The 16,424-nt window shown below is 60.0% G+C and carries 17 protein-coding genes; 4 read left to right on the top strand and 13 right to left on the bottom strand.

Annotated elements, in window-relative coordinates; translation table 11 throughout:
• Positions 1–310: 310 nt before the first annotated feature.
• Complete coding sequence (locus BMH52_RS20495; RefSeq protein WP_014717213.1) at positions 311–1,093, bottom strand: class I SAM-dependent methyltransferase; 783 nt, start codon at positions 1,091–1,093, stop codon at positions 311–313.
• A gap of 96 nt (positions 1,094–1,189) precedes the next feature.
• On the opposite strand from BMH52_RS20495, the gene BMH52_RS20490 reads away from it, so the two are divergent.
• Positions 1,190–1,810: a hypothetical protein gene (locus BMH52_RS20490; RefSeq protein WP_019817732.1), complete on the top strand. Its 621-nt coding sequence runs from the start codon at positions 1,190–1,192 to the stop codon at positions 1,808–1,810.
• A gap of 3 nt (positions 1,811–1,813) precedes the next feature.
• Here BMH52_RS20490 and BMH52_RS20485 read toward each other — a convergent pair whose 3' ends face one another.
• From BMH52_RS20485 to ppc, 6 genes are all read right to left on the bottom strand, one after another.
• Entirely contained in the window at positions 1,814–2,512 is a 699-nt protein-coding gene (locus BMH52_RS20485; protein ID WP_014717211.1) for an extensin family protein, read from the bottom strand.
• A gap of 10 nt (positions 2,513–2,522) precedes the next feature.
• Positions 2,523–3,383, bottom strand: coding sequence for a DUF72 domain-containing protein (locus BMH52_RS20480; protein ID WP_038449171.1), 861 nt, complete (start codon positions 3,381–3,383; stop codon positions 2,523–2,525).
• Positions 3,383–3,685 carry a hypothetical protein gene (locus BMH52_RS20475; protein WP_034126521.1) on the bottom strand — a complete coding sequence of 101 codons (303 nt, stop codon included), beginning with the start codon at positions 3,683–3,685 and terminating at the stop codon, positions 3,383–3,385. Before BMH52_RS20475 ends, BMH52_RS20480 begins: the two co-directional genes overlap by 1 nt.
• Positions 3,686–3,845: 160 nt before the next feature.
• Complete coding sequence (gene tsaB / locus BMH52_RS20470; RefSeq protein ID WP_019817729.1) at positions 3,846–4,532, bottom strand: tRNA (adenosine(37)-N6)-threonylcarbamoyltransferase complex dimerization subunit type 1 TsaB; 687 nt, start codon at positions 4,530–4,532, stop codon at positions 3,846–3,848.
• Positions 4,533–4,622: 90 nt separating this feature from the next.
• A complete protein-coding gene (gene adk, locus BMH52_RS20465; protein ID WP_003189104.1) occupies positions 4,623–5,270 on the bottom strand; it encodes an adenylate kinase in 648 nt (215 codons plus the stop codon).
• 280 nt (positions 5,271–5,550) lie between these two features.
• Positions 5,551–8,196, bottom strand: coding sequence for a phosphoenolpyruvate carboxylase (gene ppc, locus BMH52_RS20460; RefSeq protein ID WP_073844867.1), 2,646 nt, complete (start codon positions 8,194–8,196; stop codon positions 5,551–5,553).
• A gap of 199 nt (positions 8,197–8,395) precedes the next feature.
• Here ppc and BMH52_RS20455 point away from each other — a divergent pair, with 199 nt between their 5' ends.
• The 3 genes from BMH52_RS20455 to BMH52_RS20445 all read left to right on the top strand — a co-directional run bounded on the left by BMH52_RS20455 (position 8,396) and on the right by BMH52_RS20445 (position 10,291).
• Entirely contained in the window at positions 8,396–8,740 is a 345-nt protein-coding gene (locus tag BMH52_RS20455; RefSeq protein WP_014717206.1) for a hypothetical protein, read from the top strand.
• A gap of 283 nt (positions 8,741–9,023) precedes the next feature.
• Positions 9,024–9,449, top strand: coding sequence for a DUF4398 domain-containing protein (locus tag BMH52_RS20450; protein WP_003189094.1), 426 nt, complete (start codon positions 9,024–9,026; stop codon positions 9,447–9,449).
• A 56-nt stretch (positions 9,450–9,505) separates the two neighbouring features.
• Positions 9,506–10,291 carry an OmpA family protein gene (locus BMH52_RS20445; RefSeq protein WP_003189093.1) on the top strand — a complete coding sequence of 262 codons (786 nt, stop codon included), beginning with the start codon at positions 9,506–9,508 and terminating at the stop codon, positions 10,289–10,291.
• Positions 10,292–10,782: 491 nt separating this feature from the next.
• Here BMH52_RS20445 and BMH52_RS20435 read toward each other — a convergent pair whose 3' ends face one another.
• The 6 genes from BMH52_RS20435 to lysS form a co-directional block, all read right to left on the bottom strand.
• A complete protein-coding gene (locus BMH52_RS20435; RefSeq protein ID WP_014717203.1) occupies positions 10,783–11,139 on the bottom strand; it encodes a hypothetical protein in 357 nt (118 codons plus the stop codon).
• Between the two features lie 151 nt (positions 11,140–11,290).
• On the bottom strand, positions 11,291–11,617 hold the full coding sequence (locus tag BMH52_RS20430) for a hypothetical protein (RefSeq protein WP_003172217.1): 327 nt from the start codon (positions 11,615–11,617) through the stop codon (positions 11,291–11,293).
• Positions 11,614–12,519 carry an alpha/beta hydrolase gene (locus BMH52_RS20425; RefSeq protein WP_014717202.1) on the bottom strand — a complete coding sequence of 302 codons (906 nt, stop codon included), beginning with the start codon at positions 12,517–12,519 and terminating at the stop codon, positions 11,614–11,616. Before BMH52_RS20425 ends, BMH52_RS20430 begins: the two co-directional genes overlap by 4 nt.
• Before the next feature lie 91 nt (positions 12,520–12,610).
• Positions 12,611–13,888: a flavohemoglobin expression-modulating QEGLA motif protein gene (locus BMH52_RS20420; protein WP_014717201.1), complete on the bottom strand. Its 1,278-nt coding sequence runs from the start codon at positions 13,886–13,888 to the stop codon at positions 12,611–12,613.
• Between the two features lie 95 nt (positions 13,889–13,983).
• Positions 13,984–14,700 carry a TetR/AcrR family transcriptional regulator gene (locus BMH52_RS20415; RefSeq protein ID WP_014717200.1) on the bottom strand — a complete coding sequence of 239 codons (717 nt, stop codon included), beginning with the start codon at positions 14,698–14,700 and terminating at the stop codon, positions 13,984–13,986.
• A gap of 143 nt (positions 14,701–14,843) precedes the next feature.
• Complete coding sequence (lysS, locus tag BMH52_RS20410) at positions 14,844–16,346, bottom strand: lysine--tRNA ligase (protein ID WP_003189082.1); 1,503 nt, start codon at positions 16,344–16,346, stop codon at positions 14,844–14,846.
• Between the last annotated feature and the right edge of the window lie 78 nt (positions 16,347–16,424).

Genomic DNA, 16,424 nt, shown 5'->3' with positions numbered 1-16,424 from the left:
TTCAAAAGTGAGCCGCTGTCAGAGCGGAACCCTAGGTGGCCGTTACCGCAGGAATGGATATGTACACAATCCAACTGTGTTGACTGCCAGGCAGCCTTCGCGAGCAAGCCCGCTCCCACAGTTTGGATAGCGGGGCGTCAGGTAGACAGGTGTCGGCTTTCAGGCCGTCATCGCAGGCAAGCCAGCTCCCACATTTGGATTGCGGCGCGCCAGAGAGATAGGCATCGGCTGTCAGGCCGTCTTCGCAGGCAAGCCAGCTCCCACAGTTGGATCTCGCCGCACCTGGGAGATAAGTGCTGCTGTTTGCAGCTTACGGCTTGAGCGCTTTCTTGGGATAAATGTCGTAGCGGCTGGACTTGCCATCCAGCGCATGGCTCGGCTTCGGCCCCTCAATGCAGGGTGCCTTGCGCGGACGCTTGACCACCACACGATGGCTGGCCAGGGCCAGAGCCGCCGCGAGCAACGCCGGGGCATCCGGGTCATCGCCCACCAATGGGCGGAACAGGCGCATTTCCTTCTTCACCAGGGCGGTTTTCTCACGGTGCGGAAACATCGGGTCCAGGTAGATCACCTGAGGCGGCTCGCCCTGCCAGTTGAGCATCACGTCGATGGAGTTGCCCTTGAGCAGCTTCATGCGCGCCACAATCGGCGCCACGTCAAAATCCTCGGCAGCGCGGGCCAGACCATCTTCGAGCAAGGCGCCGATCAGCGGCTGGCGCTCGATCAGGCTCATCTCACACCCGAGGCTGGCCAGCACGAACGCGTCCTTGCCCAAGCCAGCCGTGGCATCCAGCACCCGCGGGCGCACGCCCTGGGCGATGCCCACCGCCTTGGCGATCATCTGCCCGCTGCCGCCACCATACAACCGCCGATGCGCCGCGCCGCCTTCGACAAAGTCGACCCGCACCGGCCCTGGCGCATCAGGCCCAAGCTGTTGCAACTGCAAGCCGTGCTCCCCCACTTGCAGGGAAAAATCCGCATCGGCCACCTGCAGAGGCAACCCCAGCAGCGAAGCCCACTGTTCAGCGCGGGCCTGGAAGCTGTCAGCCAAGGCTTGGACCTGGATGCGGCTGGCCGCTGGTTGTTCGTTCATCAATCGCCACGCTCAAAAATATTAAGGATCGGCAAACAACGGCCGATAAAAATCACAGTCAGGTATTTTGCCAGAGCTGAGCGTCGACCGAGAAAAATGTCAGACATTCTTCCCCTTTCCATCGGTGTACTGCCGACCCACAACCATTACGGCCTGCGCAATACCCAAGCGCTGGCCGGGGTGAGTCATGTGTGGCAGGACTTCTTCGCCCGTGCGTTGGCCGAGCAGCTCGGTGAAACGTCGGACGCGCTCGCCGCCAAGACGCCTGCCCCGGCAGACCCGGCGGTTGAACCCCGCGAAGGCGCCGACCTGCTGGCGCAGATCCTCACCCAGCGTGAGTGCGATGTGAAAGACACCGAGATCGCCCCGCCGGAACCGCTCTTCCTGCCAATTGCCGAGTTCGAAACCGAGCTGCTGCCACCGGCCGCGACGCCGTTCCCGGAAGAAGAAATAGTCGCCCAGCAACGCCAGCAAGCGTTTGAGAGCGAGTGGGTGCGCCCCATCGTGCTGAACGCCGGCCAACCGCTACCCGAGCCAGGCCCGGCGCCACAACCACGCCCCCTGCACCTGCCAATTGCCGAATTCGAGCTGGACCTGCTGCCACCGGCCGCCACGCCGTACCCCGAAGAAGAACTGCTGGCGCAGCAAAAGGCCCTGGATTTCGATTACTACTGGGCGCGCCCGCTGGTGACCCACAACCTGCGCCTGGCCGCCTGAACCTTAGCGACACACCCACCAACGCCCCATGTCCAGATGGAAATGGTTGCGATGGGCGGCGTTGTAGTCCGGGCTCAACACCACGTTGAAATCATCACAGGCGCCATCGCGTACCAAGCGCAGGAAACGCGCACTGTCGCCCTGGCCCGGCCAATCCTTGAGCACGCTGATGCTGCGCCCATCCGCCAGGCGAAAACCGGCGATATCCAGGGCATTGGCCGACGCATGCTGGCTGAGTCGACCGTCGGCACGGTTGTAGATATTACGGCAGGCAAAACTGCCCAAATGCTCGACGCGGCTCACCGCTTGGCCAAACACGGCCTGGGCCGCCGGTTGCAGGCTATGTCGCTCGAACAAGGCGAACGCCACCGCCAGCGGGCAACTGGCAAGAAAGCTGCTGCTCAAGGCCACGTCAGCGCCCTGCACGCGCAGGACACTGCGCAAGGGGCACGCTGCATCAGTCGGTGTATCGGCCTGGCGGCTCACGCGCAGACCAGAGGTGTTCAACACCTGGTCACACAGCGCTGGATCATCCTGCAAACGACTGAGCTTGTAGCGCGTCAACAGGTTGGGGCTCGCTCGCACATCCAAGGGCGCCCAGGGGTTCCATTCAGGCGGCATCGGCACCCAACCGCGCCAGACAGCCAACGCAAATGCCCCCACCAACAACAGCAACACACTCAATGTCTTGACCACACCCACGGCTCAACCCTCAAAGTAGTCCGAGCTGCTCCGCCACGGGTTCTCGATGCAAGGCAGGCAGCGGCGGTAGCCCTGGCAGGCGCACCATCAGCTTGGCGTGGAAGCGCAGCGCCAGCTGTGCCGCGAGACGGTTGTCCGACGTGTGCAGGAACATATAGGGCGTGCGGCCCTCTTCGATCCAACTGGCAATCTTTTCCACCCAGGGAATCAGGAACGGGTCATTGGCCTCAAGGTCCGGATGCCCGATGAAGCGCACCTGGGGAAACTGCGTCAGGGCCGCCGGGCGCGGTGGCACCCGGGGCTTTTTTGACTGAGCATGCAGCACCGCTTCCGAGGTAGAAGTACAACTGAACAGTGCACGGGGATCGAGGCAGATGCGCTCGACACCGCGATCGCGCAACAGGCGGTTGAGCATGCGCTCAGCATCACCCTTGGCAAAGAACTGTTCATGACGCACCTCCACGGCCAGCGGCCGATCAATGCCATCGAGAAATCCAGCCAGCTCCGCCAGGCGTGGCGGCGTAAAGCTCTTTGAGAGTTGCAGCCACAGCGGTGAAACGCGCTCACCCAACGGGCTCATCAAGCCGACAAAACTTTCTGCCGCCGGCAACTGTTCACGCAAATCGCCAGCATGGCTGATATCGCCGGGGAATTTGGCGGTGAAGCGAAAATCATCAGGCATGATTTCGGCCCAGCGCTGCACAGTGGCGGCCGAGGGGCGAGCGTAAAAAGTGGTATTGCCCTCAACGGCGTTGAAGACCTGGGAATAGAGCCCGAGGTAATCGCTGGAACGTGCCTCAACGGGATACAGGTACTCGCGCCAGGCGTTTTCACTCCAGGACGGGCAGCCGATGTAATAAGGCAAACGCATCAGATATGGATATCGAGACCCAGCACTTCCATATCCCATTCGACAAAGCCGGCAGTGGTCAGGTAGCTGGCCAGGGCGGTGGCAACGCTTTTGCTCATGGAACGGGGAAAGACCATGTCTTGCTGACGGGCAGGAACGCCGCTGATACGTGCGCTCGAGGCGCCTTGAGCTTTGGAAGGCGTATCGGTGTGTACTTCGATGAAGTCCGGTGAATCCTCGACGGACTCGTCTACCGTCACGCTCGCCTTGCGCGGCTTACGCTTGAGGGGGTACGACTGTGAGGAAAAACCGTCTATACGCATACATGCAGACTCGGTATCAATGATGGCAATTTAGCGGCACTTTCCATGGCGCGCAAATGCTCTGGTGATAACTAGAACACATAATTTGTAAAAGGTTTAAAAACCCAGGCAAATTCTGACGATTGGCGAAATTTGCCGCGTAACGCCCACATTTTTGACGTCAAATAATCCCGCGTTCGGCCTTGGTCTGCGCGACTTTATCGCGCAGGTACACCGGTGCTGCCTGGTCCGCCGCAATCGCCTCGCCGCGCTCGAATGCGAAACGTGCCAACGCCAGCAGGTCTTCGGCGTGGGGCAACATCGCTGCGTCCTGCTCGGCACACGACACCTTGATGCGCTCGCCATAACCCCAGCCCGTGCCGGCACCGAACCAATCACCGCTGGCGTCAGCGGGCAACTGCGCAGCTTCGGGGGCAAGCACCGCTTCCGCACCGACCAGGCGCATTTCGCCTGCGGTCTCACGGTAGCAACCCCAGTAAACCTCATCCATGCGCGCATCAATTGCCGCTGCCACCTGCGATGCCCCGTGCTCACGCAACGCACGCTGGGCCAGTACCGCCAGGTTGGACACCGGCAACACCGGGCGCTCCAGCGCAAAGGCCAGGCCCTGCACCACGCCAATGGCAATGCGCACGCCAGTGAATGCACCGGGGCCACGGCCGAACGCGATGGCATCCACGGCAGCCAGGGTGGTACCGGCGTCTTCAAGCAGTTGCTTGATCATCGGCAACAATTTCTGCGCGTGCAGGCGCGGGATCACCTCGTAGTGGCTCGTGACCTTGCCATCGTGCAGCAAGGCAACGGAGCAAGCTTCAGTCGCGGTGTCCAGGGCCAGCAGGGTACTCATCGGTGTGGGTGTCCAAGTCGGAAAAAAGTGCGCCAGTATAAACAACAACGGCCCGCAAGCGGGCCGTTGTCTGTGCCGCCGATCACAGGATCAGCTCAGTGCTTGCAGCACCTTGGCGGTGATGGCCTCTACCGAGCCCACACCAGGGATGTGGCTGTATTTCGGCTTGCCCTGGGCTGCGGACAGCTTCTGGTAGAAGTCCACCAGGGGCTTGGTCTGGGAATGGTAGACCGACAGGCGATGACGCACAGTTTCTTCGGTGTCGTCTTTACGCTGCACCAGGTCTTCGCCAGTGACATCGTCCTTGCCTTCGACTTTCGGCGGGTTGTAGACGATGTGGTACACGCGGCCCGAGCCTTCGTGAACGCGACGGCCAGCGATACGCTGGACGATCTCTTCGTCTTCAACTGCGATCTCGACCACGGCGTCCAACTCCACGCCCGCCTTCACCAAGGCTTCAGCCTGGGGAATGGTGCGTGGGAAGCCGTCGAACAGGAAACCGTTCTTGCAGTCTTCCTGGCTGATGCGTTCCTTGACCAGGTTGATGATCAGGTCATCGGAGACCAGGCCGCCGCTGTCCATCACGCTCTTGGCGATCAGGCCCAGCTCGGTGCCAGCCTTGACGGCCGCACGCAGCATGTCGCCGGTGGAGATTTGTGGAATGCCGAATTTTTCAGTGATGAACTTTGCCTGAGTACCTTTACCGGCCCCGGGAGCTCCCAGCAGAATGACGCGCATCGATGTGCTCCTCAATTTTTTATAGAGATGACGCTCGGATTCGCCGCGTGGGGCCAATCTCGTAAAAATGTGGTTCTAGGCCGATCAAACGGCCAAAGGCTGATCAAGATACACAGCGGGCCCTCACCATACAAGCCGCCAAAAGTAGGAGAAACCCGCGCCGCACATGCGTCAGCGCCAGGGTGTGCCTGAGCGCAACCCGCCTGCTCAAAAGACGACCGCCCGTTTCCGGGCGGTCGTCGTGGTTTATCCGCAAGCCATTGAGTACACGCAAAAAACCTCAACCGGTGTTGCGCAAACCGGCCGCAATACCAGCCACGGACACCAGCAGCGCCTGTTCCAGAGGGCTGTCTTGCGCAGCCTCCTGCTGACGGGAACGTGCCAACAACTCGGCCTGCAACAGGTGCAAGGGGTCCAGGTAGGTGTTGCGCAGGCGGATGAACTCCAGGGTGTCGGGGCTATGGGCCAGCAGCTGCGACTGGCCGGTCAGGCCAAGCACCACGTCACACGCCTGCGACAATAGGTCGCGTAAGTGCGCACCCAATGCCAGCAGGTCCGGCTGCACCAGACGCTCATCATAAAGACGGGCGATATCGGCATCGGCCTTGGCCAGCACCATTTCCAGCATGTCGATGCGCGTGCGAAAGAATGGCCACTGCTCGCGCATCTGCCCCAGCAATTGACCTTCACCACGCTCCAGCGCCTTGCTCAGTGCCGCTTCCCAGCCGAGCCAGGCGGGTAGCATCAGACGCGTCTGGGTCCAGCCAAAGATCCATGGGATGGCGCGCAAGCTTTCTATCCCGCCCGCACGGCGCTTGGCCGGGCGACTGCCCAAGGGCAAACGGCCCAACTCCTGCTCCGGCGTGGACTGGCGGAAGTACTCGACGAACTGCGGATTTTCCCGCACCACGGCCCGGTAAGCGCTGACACCGTCTGCCGCCAGTTCGTCCATCAGATGACGCCAGGCAGGCTCGGGAGGGGGCGGCGGTAACAGGGTCGCTTCCAGTACCGCCGCCAGGTAGAGATTGAGGTTCTGCTCAGCGATATCCGGCAGACCGAATTTGAAGCGAATCATCTCGCCCTGCTCAGTGGTACGGAAACGCCCCGCCACCGAGCCCGGCGGCTGCGACAGGATAGCCGCGTGTGCCGGGCCACCGCCACGACCAACGGTGCCGCCGCGACCATGGAACAACAATAGCTCCACCTGTTGCTCGCGGCAGATATCCACCAGACGTTCCTGCGCCCGGTACTGCGCCCAGGCGGCGGCCGTGGTGCCCGCGTCCTTGGCCGAGTCCGAGTAGCCAATCATCACTTCCTGCGGGCCCTGCAAGCGTGCGCGGTAACCCGGCAATTGCAGCAGGCGCTCCATCACCGGTCCGGCGTTGTCCAGGTCGGCCAGGGTCTCGAACAACGGCACTACGCGCATCGGCCGTTGTACGCCCGACTCTTTCAACAGCAGTTGCACCGCCAATACATCCGACGCGGCGCCCGCCATAGAGATGACATACGAACCTAATGACGCCGCCGGTGCGGCGGCGATTTCCTTGCAGGTATTCAATACCTCGGCAGTGTCCGCCGAGGGTTTGAAGTAACCCGACAGCAAGGGCCGCCGATTGGTCAGTTCCTGGGTCAGGAAGCTGATACGCGCATCCTCATCCCAGTCCTCATAACGCCCCAGGCCCAGGTAATCGGTGATTTCGGTCATGGCCGCCGAGTGACGGCTGGAGTCCTGACGCACATCCAGGCGCACCAGGAACAGGCCGAACGTTACGGCACGGCGCAGGCAGTCGAGCAGCGGGCCATCGGCGATCACGCCCATGCCGCATTCGTGCAGCGATTGGTAGCACAGTTGCAGAGGGTCGAGTAGGTCGCGGTTGTCCTGCAACACCTCGGCCGGCGCCGGGGTGGTGCTGGTCAACGAGGTGTGGGCCCACTGGCGCGTGGCGCGCAGGCGTTCGCGCAGTTGCTTGAGCAAGGCACGATAAGGTTCGACGCTGTCGCCGACTTTGGCTTGCAACGCCGGGCTGGCCTGTTGCATCGACAGCTCGGAAGCCAGTTGATCAATGTCACGCAGATACAAATCCGCCGCCATCCAACGCGCCAGCAGCAGCACTTCGCGGGTGACCGGCGCGGTGACGTTCGGGTTGCCGTCACGGTCGCCGCCCATCCACGAAGCAAAGCGAATCGGCGCAGCCTCCAGGGGCAGGCGCAAGCCGGTGGCGGCGTGCAGGGCCTGGTCGGCCTTGCGCAGGTAATTGGGAATGGCGTGCCACAGCGAATGCTCGATCACCGCAAAGCCCCATTTGGCTTCATCTACCGGCGTGGGGCGCACGCGCCGGATTTCTTCGGTGTGCCAGGCTTCGGCGATCAAGCGTTGCAAACGCTCGCGAATCTGCTCGCGCTCGGCGGTGGTGAGATCGCGGTGATCCTGCAAGGCCAGTTGCGCGGCAATGGCATCGTATTTCTGAATCAGCGTGCGGCGGGCCACTTCGGTGGGGTGGGCGGTAAGCACCAGCTCGATGTCCAGCCGCGCCAGCTGCCGGGCCAAGGATTCATTGCTGTGCCCTTCGCTTTGCAGACGGGCCAGCAATTCTGGCAAGACGCGGGATTCGAACGGCGCAGATTGCGATTCATCGCGCCGATGAATCAACTGATATTGCTCGGCAATGTTGGCCAGGTTGAGGAACTGGTTGAAGGCCCGCGCCACGGGCAGCAACTCCTCCTCCTGCAACTGATTGAGGCTGGCGCTCAGTTCATCACCAGCGGCATTTTGCGAAACGGCTCCACGGCGGTCGGCCTTGGCGCCTTTGCGGATCTGCTCGATCTTATCGAGGAAAGCCTCGCCGTACTGCTCTCGAATGGTGTTGCCCAACAGCTCACCCAGCAGGTGAACATCCTCACGCAAGCGTGCATCGATATCACTCATCAGCCAATCTCCAGCCAGAAATCCGGGACGCGCAGGTGCTTCAGAGTGCCGCCGACGTCGGTTTCTGACAAGGCCGAACGCGAACGACTTTAAACCTTGGCGCTTACAGCTAGTCTCAACGATGAGTCGCCGCGTTATTTTCACGCAGGCGGCTGGTCACTCATCACCGCCTGCCATCGCAGGCTTTATTGAGGTAGCCATGAAAATTCGAGAACTGGCCCAGCATTGGGAAGAAACCGCCAAGGGTCGTTTGACCAAGACTGAATACGCCATTCATCTGGATGTAGAAGCCGCTGCCCGGCTGGCGGCCATTGCCGAGATGTACCCCAAGCGCCACGTCGAAGAACTGCTCGGCGAGCTGATCGGCGCCGCACTGGAAGAGCTGGAAGCCAGCTTTCCCTACATCCAGGGCCAGCAGGTGATTGCCACCGACGAAGAGGGTGATCCGCTGTATGAAGACGTCGGCCCCACCCCACGTTTTCTCACGTTATCCCGTCGCCATTTGCATGATTTATCAGCCGTTGCTGACGAACAAAAACACTGATAAACATTTATTGACGTCAATTAAACCCACGTATTCCGGGTCTTTTACAGGCCCGGAGGTACCGCTGCCCGCCGCGAAAGTTCCATTTTTTAAACATTGACCAGTCAGTCAGATATTTTTTTAGGCAAATCGCCATATCCGCTGAACTTTTGAAAAAAGCCTCCGGTCACAGCCAGTAGCCATCACTTGTGGAACGGTCGTTTGAACGGACGCCATGTGCTTTACCGACGGGCCCGAAATCGATACGCCCCGATGGATTTTGATGTTTTTCAGGAGTTATCCAATGGAGTTGAAGACGATGAACACCAGCACTGCCAAATCCTCGTTTAACCACCTGCGCGGGCTCAAATTGGCCGCGCTGGCAATCGGCACCAGCTTCGTTCTGGCGGGCTGCGCCGGCAACCCTCCAACCGAGCAGTACGCCGTAACCCAATCGGCCGTCAACAGCGCAGTCAGCGCCGGCGGTACCGAGTATGCGGCGGTGGAAATGAAGTCGGCCCAGGACAAGCTCAAAGAAGCTGAGATTGCCATGCACGACAAGAACTACGACAAAGCTCGCCAACTGGCTGAACAAGCCGAGTGGGATGCTCGCGTCGCTGAGCGTAAAGCCCAGGCTGCCAAGGCTCAACAGGCTGTGAAGGATTCCCAGAAGGCTGTTGACGAACTGCGTAAAGAAGGCATGCGCCCAGCTGCAATCATGCAGAAGTAAGCCGCTGCCACTTGACTGCATCGCACCTGATATCGAATTGAAAGGACGACACGACTATGCGTAAACAATTGATGATCCCTGCCCTGCTGGCGATGAGCGTTGCCTTGGCGGCCTGCTCCACCCCGCCGAACGCGAACCTGGAAAATGCGCGGACCAATTTCTCGTCCCTGCAAACCAACCCACAAGCCACCAAGCTGGCTGCGCTGGAAACCAAAGACGCCAGCGACTGGCTGGACAAGGCTGACAAGGCCTACCGCGACAAAGAAGACGAGAAGAAAGTCGACCAACTCGCATACCTGACCAACCAGCGCGTTGAAGTGGCCAAGGACACCATCGTCCTGCGCGAATCAGAAGCCAAGCTGAAAAACGCCGGTGACGAACGCGCCCGTGCCCTGCTGGACGCGCGTGATGCGCAGATCAAGCAACTGCAAAACAGCTTGAACGCCAAGCAAACCGATCGTGGCACCCTGGTGACTTTCGGTGACGTGCTGTTCGCCACCAACAAGTCCGACCTGAAATCCAGCGGCCTGGTGAACATCACCAAGCTGGCTCAGTTCCTGCGCGACAACCCAGACCGTAAAGTGATCGTCGAAGGCTACACCGACAGCACCGGTTCTGACTCGTACAACCAGAGCCTGTCGGAGCGTCGTGCCGCTTCCGTTCAACGTGCACTGGCTCAACAAGGCGTGGATATCTCGCGCATCGTGACCCAGGGCTATGGCAAGGAATATCCGGTTGCCGATAACGGCAGCGTTTCCGGCCGCGCCATGAACCGTCGCGTTGAGGTGACAATCTCCAACGACAACCAGCCGGTCAAGCCACGGTCTTCCGTCGCTAACTGATCATTGGTCTGGTAAAAAGCCCCGCCTTCAGGCGGGGCTTTTTCGTTGCCATTCATGAAAGCGTATTCAAGCTTTAGTCATTGAGGTATCCGAAGGTGATGCGATTGCCACAAAAAAACCACCAGAAACGGTGGTTTTTTTGACTAGGGAAACTTGATCATGCGATCAGTATCTTCATCCGGCGGCGTTATCTTTTTGTTATGACGGGAGGTATCAGATGAGCAACCTGCCAACTGATTACGCGCCTGTTCTTGCGCATCCGCCCGCTCCAACGCCTGATGCGCCCTGGCCATAGCCAGCATATTGCATATCGCATCAATTCTTATCACTGCCTTCCCGCCCCCACTGTGCGTAAGTTACATCGCCCTTTGTGGTACCTGACGCAATTAGGTTCCAAACAATTTCGTTACACGCCCCCGGTACGCCGATAAGTGCAATGCCGCTGACATGAAAAACCTGTCGATAACTGACAGGTTTTTAAGGGTTGCCTATCAGTAGGTGACTGAGCCTTGATTCTCGCCACCGCCGGCCTGAATCTGGCCTTGGCCAGCTGAGCCACCTTCACCGGCTTGGCCACTTTGAGCCGCTTTTTTTTCCAGCAGTTGCTTCAGCATTTCAAGCAGCTCTTCAATGCTTTCTCCCCCACCAGCGCCTTGGCTTGCTCCGGAACCTTGAGCGCCTCCACCCCCCTGGGAACCACCGGAACCAGAACCTTGCGAACCTTCACCGCGCTTAGCGCGGATTTGCTCTTGAAGTTGCTGGATTTGCTGATCAAGACCTTGCGAAGCCCCCTGAGAACCTCCCGAATTGCCGACGCCAATTGAAGGTGCTGCGCCAATACCATTCATAAAACTCGTACTCCAGATTGATGAAATAAAGTGCGCTGATCAGCCAGGCCAATCAGTACCTCATCTGTGGCGTACGAATGAAGATGGTTCCAATCTGTAAAGGCTCGAAAGCCCTTGAGCAACTAAGCTGCACACCGGATGGTTTTTGGGCTCACTGTTGCAACTGCGGGGTTTCCTGCCCCATGCAACGCACGGCCTGCTTCTTGTTATTGACCAGCACGCCGCTCAAGCCTTTCTGTTCGGTATCAAACATCACCAACACGCCGTCAACGCACTGCGCCACTTGTGCAGCCGGGGTCAGGGAGATCTTGTAATCCTCGCCCGGCACTGTCTTGAGCATGGTGAAATCGCTGAGCAGCAACGCATCTTCGGGCTTGGCGAAGTGCAGGTAGCCGTAGTACCACAGGCAGCCTACGGTGCCGATGATGGTGCCGATGCCGGTGAGAATCAGCGGGATCATATTGCGTTCTTCGCTCATTGCGGGCTCTCTGATGAATCAACTTTAGGAACAGGGTAATTCGGGATTTCTCCCAGGCGGCGCAAGCCGTTGAAGTGCTGCGGGTCGTCCAGATAACGCAGCATGACGGTTTGCCAGGTTTTGTCGGCAAAGGTCTGCACATGGCCGCCACGGGTCAGTTGCAACACCCTGGGCGGGGGGGCGGCCTGATACAAGCGGATGCCATTGGACACCGGCACGATAGGGTCATCCAGGCTGTGGAACAGCAACTTGGGCACGCCGGTCAGCCCTGGCATGGCCTTGATCGCACTATCGCCGTCAGGCACCAGCCATGACAGCGGCACCTGCAACGGCCAGGTTAACCAGGAAGTGCTCAAGGCGAATTGTCCTACGTCACGATAACTGGCGGGTACGCCGTCCAATACCAGCGCCTTGAGTTGGGATTGGCGCTCCGGGTGGGCTGCCAGGTAATGCACTGCCAGTGCACCACCCAGGCTTTGGCCGAGGATAATCAGCGGTTGACCCTGGGTTTCAGGCGCCTTGTCGATCCAGCTGAAAGCGGCGTCGATATCCTGGTAGATCGCCGGCAACGATGGCTTGCCTTCCGACAGCCCATAGCCACGATAGTCCAGCAACAGCACTTGATAGCCCTGTTCCGGCAACCACCAACTGCCCCCCAGGTGCCAGGCGAGGTTACCGCCATTGCCGTGCAAATGCAGGACGGTGCCCTTGAGCGGTACACCGGGTTTGGCCGGCAGCCACCAGGCGTGCAGTTTCACGCCATCTGCAGTGGTGAGCGTGACGTCGCGGTAGGGAAGATGGGCTTTTTCCGGCGTGAAGGGCAGGCCGGGCTCGGGGTAGAACAGCAAGGAGCTGCAGCCGTTCAGTGTGAGTAGCAGGCATAAAATGCCGAGGATTCTCATCCGTTGAAGCCTCGCGAAAGTTCTGAAGACACGTGCAGATCAAATGTGGGAGCTGGCTTGCCTGCTCCCACATTTGATCCGGTTTCGTCAGTTAAAGGATATTGGAGTAATCCGCCTCGATCCGGTCCAGGCTCAAGTGGTTGAGGAAGTTGGAGAAGCACATCCAGGCCGCCAGCGCGTTCATGTCGCGAAACTGCTCCGGCAGGTACTTGGGCGGCACCACCAGGCCTTCGTCGACCAACTGGCGCAGGGTACGCATGTCTTCAAGGGTGGTCTTGCCGCAGAACAGCAGCGGCACCTGCTCCAGCTTGCCTTTACGTACAGCGAGCTGGATGTAGTTGTAAACCATGATAAAGCCCTTGAGGTAGGACAAATCCTTGGTAAACGGCAGACCGGTGGGCACCGAACCACGGAATACCCGGCTGGCATTCCCATAGCTTTCGGCCATTTCAAAGCCTTGCTCGCGGAAGAACTCGAACACCTGCAGGAAGTCGGCACCCTCCTCCACCATATGGATGGCGCGTGTCCGGTTGGTGAGTTTGCGCAGGCGGCTGGGGTAGGAGGCAAACGTGATGATTTCCATCAGGATCGCCAGGCCTTCCTGGGTAACGGTGGACGACGGCGGGCCCTTGGACAGGAACGTGCAGATCGGCTGGTTCTGGCCGTTGAGGGTGGTGCCCACATGCACCAGGCCTTCATGCACCTCCAAAGCGCGCACGTCGCGGTCGTTGAACATCGCGTCGGCGCGGATCTTGATGTAGTCAGCGCCCGCCGCTGCGTCGGCGACAATGCCATCGGACTCGAATACGCGGATGGTTTCTTCCGCCTCGCCAAATACCTTGTTCAGACGGGTTTGCAGCAGGCTGACCGCATCTTTGGCGGTGAGGGTCTTGGCTTCGTCCTTGAGGTCACCCCTACCGTCGATGTTGTTGAGGTAATCGGAGAGCATCAGGCCAAGGTCGGCCAGGGTCGGGTCGCCGGCGTGGAACGCATCGGAGGCGGCGCCGTACAGCTCTTGGGAAATCAGACCGAAGTCCTCGGTGCCGCGCGCTTCAAGCATGCGCACCACCATGCGGTATTCGCGGCACATGCGCCGCATGATCTGCCCCACCGGGCTGAATTGTCCAAGGCGACGGGTGATGTCGCGCTCGATGTTCTGGAATTCCAGCTTCACCGCGCTGGAGTCGAACGACAGCGGTCGGTTCAGGTAGTAATCACGGTCTACGGCAGGCATCGCCTTGCCCTTGGCCTTGAGAAATCCCTGGCGAATGTTTTCGTCCCATTTCACCGCATCGAGAACGCGGATCGGTGTTTGCGCCAGCACAATGCGATCGGACAAGGTGCGTATCGTCTGCTGGTAATCGTCCACCCGGTGTTTCCTCTTTAAACGTTATTGGCCCACGCGCAGGTAGCGCACGGCTTCAGCAGCAAGCCCAGCTCCCCCAAAGCAGATTGCGCACAGGGCTAGACCGAGGCCAATACCAGGTGCATGTAACGCTTGAGAATTTCAAGCATCTCGTCACCGGTCAGAGGCTCTGCGCCGCCCAACAGGCCCTGATATTCCATCCGACTGATGATAGCCGTCAACACCTTGGCATCCTGCTGCGGCTCACGGGAGCCCAATACCTGGAAAAACTGCCCGGTACCCTGCAACAGGATCTGTTGATGGGAGCGTACCAGTTCGGCCAGCCGCGGGTTCAATAGGGCTTCCTGGCGAAAAGCCTGCTCAGCCATCAGGTATTCGCGCCGGTTGGTCAGCTGGCGCAGCACATAGTCAGCGGTCAGGCGCGCGATATCATCGGCCAGTTGCGAGCGCGACTCCGGACTGCCATCGCCATAGGCGACCATCTCGCGCAACAGGCCTTCGTTGCGCACCCACAGTTTGCCCATGAAAGCGGCGCTGCGTTCCACGTACTGGGCGAAGGTATCGGTGAGCAGGTCGTCGATGTCTTTGAAGTAATAGGTGGTGGCCGACAGCGGCACCCCCGCCTCCGCCGCCACTGCCCGGTGACGTACGGCCCGCACGCCATCGCGCACGACGATACGCATGGCCGCATCGAGGATGTCTTGCCGGCGTTGCTCGCTGCCCCGTCGGCTGGCCTTGCGGCCCTGGTACTGAACGCTTTCAGCCACGGCAGCAGCAATGCCGGCGGCACCTTCTTGAGCTATTACGCGGTTCACCACACTTCTTCCTTTAGAGGTGACGCGGAGCGTCACAGGGTGCATTCCCACGCGGAGCGTGGGAATGATCACTGACGAGCACCACTTGAACAGGCCACATAAAAAAGCCGCCTTATAAAAGGCGGCTTCGGATTTCGCTACGGTTACGCTTGCGGCCGCATGTGCGGGAACAGGATCACGTCGCGGATCGACGGCGAGTTGGTCAACAACATCACCAGACGGTCAATGCCGATACCTTCACCGGCGGTGGGCGGCATGCCGTATTCCAGGGCCCGAACGAAGTCGGCATCGTAGTGCATGGCTTCGTCATCACCGGCGTCCTTGTCGGCCACCTGGGCCATGAAGCGCTCGGCCTGGTCTTCCGCGTCGTTAAGCTCGGAATAGGCGTTGGCGATTTCGCGGCCACCGATGAACAGCTCGAAACGGTCGGTGACGTTGGGGTTGTCGTCGTTGCGACGGGCCAGCGGCGACACTTCGAACGGGTACTGGGTAATGAAGTGCGGCTGCTCCAGCTTGTGCTCCACCAGTTCTTCGAAAATCATCACCTGCAGCTTGCCCAGGCCTTCGAAGCCCAGCACCTTGGCGCCGGCTTTCTTGGCAATGGCACGGGCCTTGTCGATGTCGTTGAGGTCGTCAGCGGTCAGCTCGGGGTTGTACTTGAGGATCGAGTCGAACACCGACAGGCGCACGAATGGCTCGCCGAAGTGGAACACCTTGTCGCCGTACGGCACGTCAGTGCTGCCCAGCACCAGCTGTGCCAGCTCGCGGAACAGTTCTTCGGTCAGGTCCATGTTGTCTTCGTAGTCGGCGTAGGCCTGGTAGAACTCCAACATGGTGAATTCAGGGTTGTGACGGGTCGAGACGCCTTCGTTACGGAAGTTGCGGTTGATCTCGAACACCTTTTCAAAGCCGCCCACCACCAAGCGCTTGAGGTACAGCTCCGGCGCGATACGCAGGAACATTTCCATGTCCAGCGCGTTGTGGTGGGTTTCGAACGGTTTGGCTGCGGCACCACCCGGGATGGTCTGCAGCATCGGGGTTTCCACTTCCAGGAAGTCACGCTGCATCAGGAAGCTGCGGATGTGAGCAATGACTTGCGAGCGTACGCGGAAGGTCTGGCGCACGTCTTCGTTGACGATCAGGTCAACGTAGCGCTGGCGATAGCGCTGTTCGGTGTCGGTCAGGCCGTGGTGTTTGTCTGGCAGCGGGCGCAGGGACTTGGTCAGCAGGCGCACATTGGTCATCTCGACGTACAGGTCGCCCTTGCCGGAACGGGCCAGGGTGCCTTCGGCTGCGATGATGTCGCCCATGTCCCAGGTTTTCACCGAGGCCAGGGTTTCTTCGGACAGGGTCTTGCGGTTGACGTAGACCTGGATGCGACCGGTCATGTCCTGGATCACCATGAACGAGCCACGGTTGAGCATGATGCGACCTGCCACCTTGACCGGGATCGCAGCCTCTGCCAGTTCTTCCTTGGTCTTGTCCGCGTATTGCTTCTGCAAGGCATCGCAGTAGTTGTCGCGACGGAAGTCGTTGGGGAAGGCGTTACCCTTGGCGCGCTCGGCAGCAAGCTTTTCCTTGCGCAGGGCGATCAGGGAGTTTTCTTCCTGTTGCAGGGCTTGCGGGTCGAGTTGTTGGTCGCTCATGTCTTTAAATATTCCATCAGGTTCGTTGCCCCCAGCCTTCGGCGGGGGATCGCGGGCAAGCCCGCTCCCACAGAGGGT

The organism is Pseudomonas sp. BTN1 (assembly GCF_001907715.1).
GTDB lineage: Bacteria > Pseudomonadota > Gammaproteobacteria > Pseudomonadales > Pseudomonadaceae > Aquipseudomonas > Aquipseudomonas paracarnis.
Note: the sequence above shows the minus strand (reverse complement) of the source record. Positions and strands in the feature narration are given on the sequence as shown.

What these genes read in the sequence shown, in the direction of transcription:
- BMH52_RS20430 (WP_003172217.1), bottom strand. Translation starts at nt 11,617, where the DNA reads ATGAGCGAAGAACGCAATATGATCCCGCTGATTCTCACCGGCATCGGC.
- tsaB (WP_019817729.1), bottom strand. Translation starts at nt 4,532, where the DNA reads ATGAGTACCCTGCTGGCCCTGGACACCGCGACTGAAGCTTGCTCCGTT.
- ppc (WP_073844867.1), bottom strand. Translation starts at nt 8,196, where the DNA reads ATGAGTGATATCGATGCACGCTTGCGTGAGGATGTTCACCTGCTGGGT.
- BMH52_RS20480 (WP_038449171.1), bottom strand. Translation starts at nt 3,383, where the DNA reads ATGCGTTTGCCTTATTACATCGGCTGCCCGTCCTGGAGTGAAAACGCC.
- BMH52_RS20490 (WP_019817732.1), top strand. Translation starts at nt 1,190, where the DNA reads ATGTCAGACATTCTTCCCCTTTCCATCGGTGTACTGCCGACCCACAAC.
- adk (WP_003189104.1), bottom strand. Translation starts at nt 5,270, where the DNA reads ATGCGCGTCATTCTGCTGGGAGCTCCCGGGGCCGGTAAAGGTACTCAG.
- BMH52_RS20455 (WP_014717206.1), top strand. Translation starts at nt 8,396, where the DNA reads ATGAAAATTCGAGAACTGGCCCAGCATTGGGAAGAAACCGCCAAGGGT.
- BMH52_RS20495 (WP_014717213.1), bottom strand. Translation starts at nt 1,093, where the DNA reads ATGAACGAACAACCAGCGGCCAGCCGCATCCAGGTCCAAGCCTTGGCT.
- BMH52_RS20450 (WP_003189094.1), top strand. Translation starts at nt 9,024, where the DNA reads ATGGAGTTGAAGACGATGAACACCAGCACTGCCAAATCCTCGTTTAAC.
- BMH52_RS20425 (WP_014717202.1), bottom strand. Translation starts at nt 12,519, where the DNA reads ATGAGAATCCTCGGCATTTTATGCCTGCTACTCACACTGAACGGCTGC.
- BMH52_RS20435 (WP_014717203.1), bottom strand. Translation starts at nt 11,139, where the DNA reads ATGAATGGTATTGGCGCAGCACCTTCAATTGGCGTCGGCAATTCGGGA.
- BMH52_RS20445 (WP_003189093.1), top strand. Translation starts at nt 9,506, where the DNA reads ATGCGTAAACAATTGATGATCCCTGCCCTGCTGGCGATGAGCGTTGCC.
- lysS (WP_003189082.1), bottom strand. Translation starts at nt 16,346, where the DNA reads ATGAGCGACCAACAACTCGACCCGCAAGCCCTGCAACAGGAAGAAAAC.
- BMH52_RS20475 (WP_034126521.1), bottom strand. Translation starts at nt 3,685, where the DNA reads ATGCGTATAGACGGTTTTTCCTCACAGTCGTACCCCCTCAAGCGTAAG.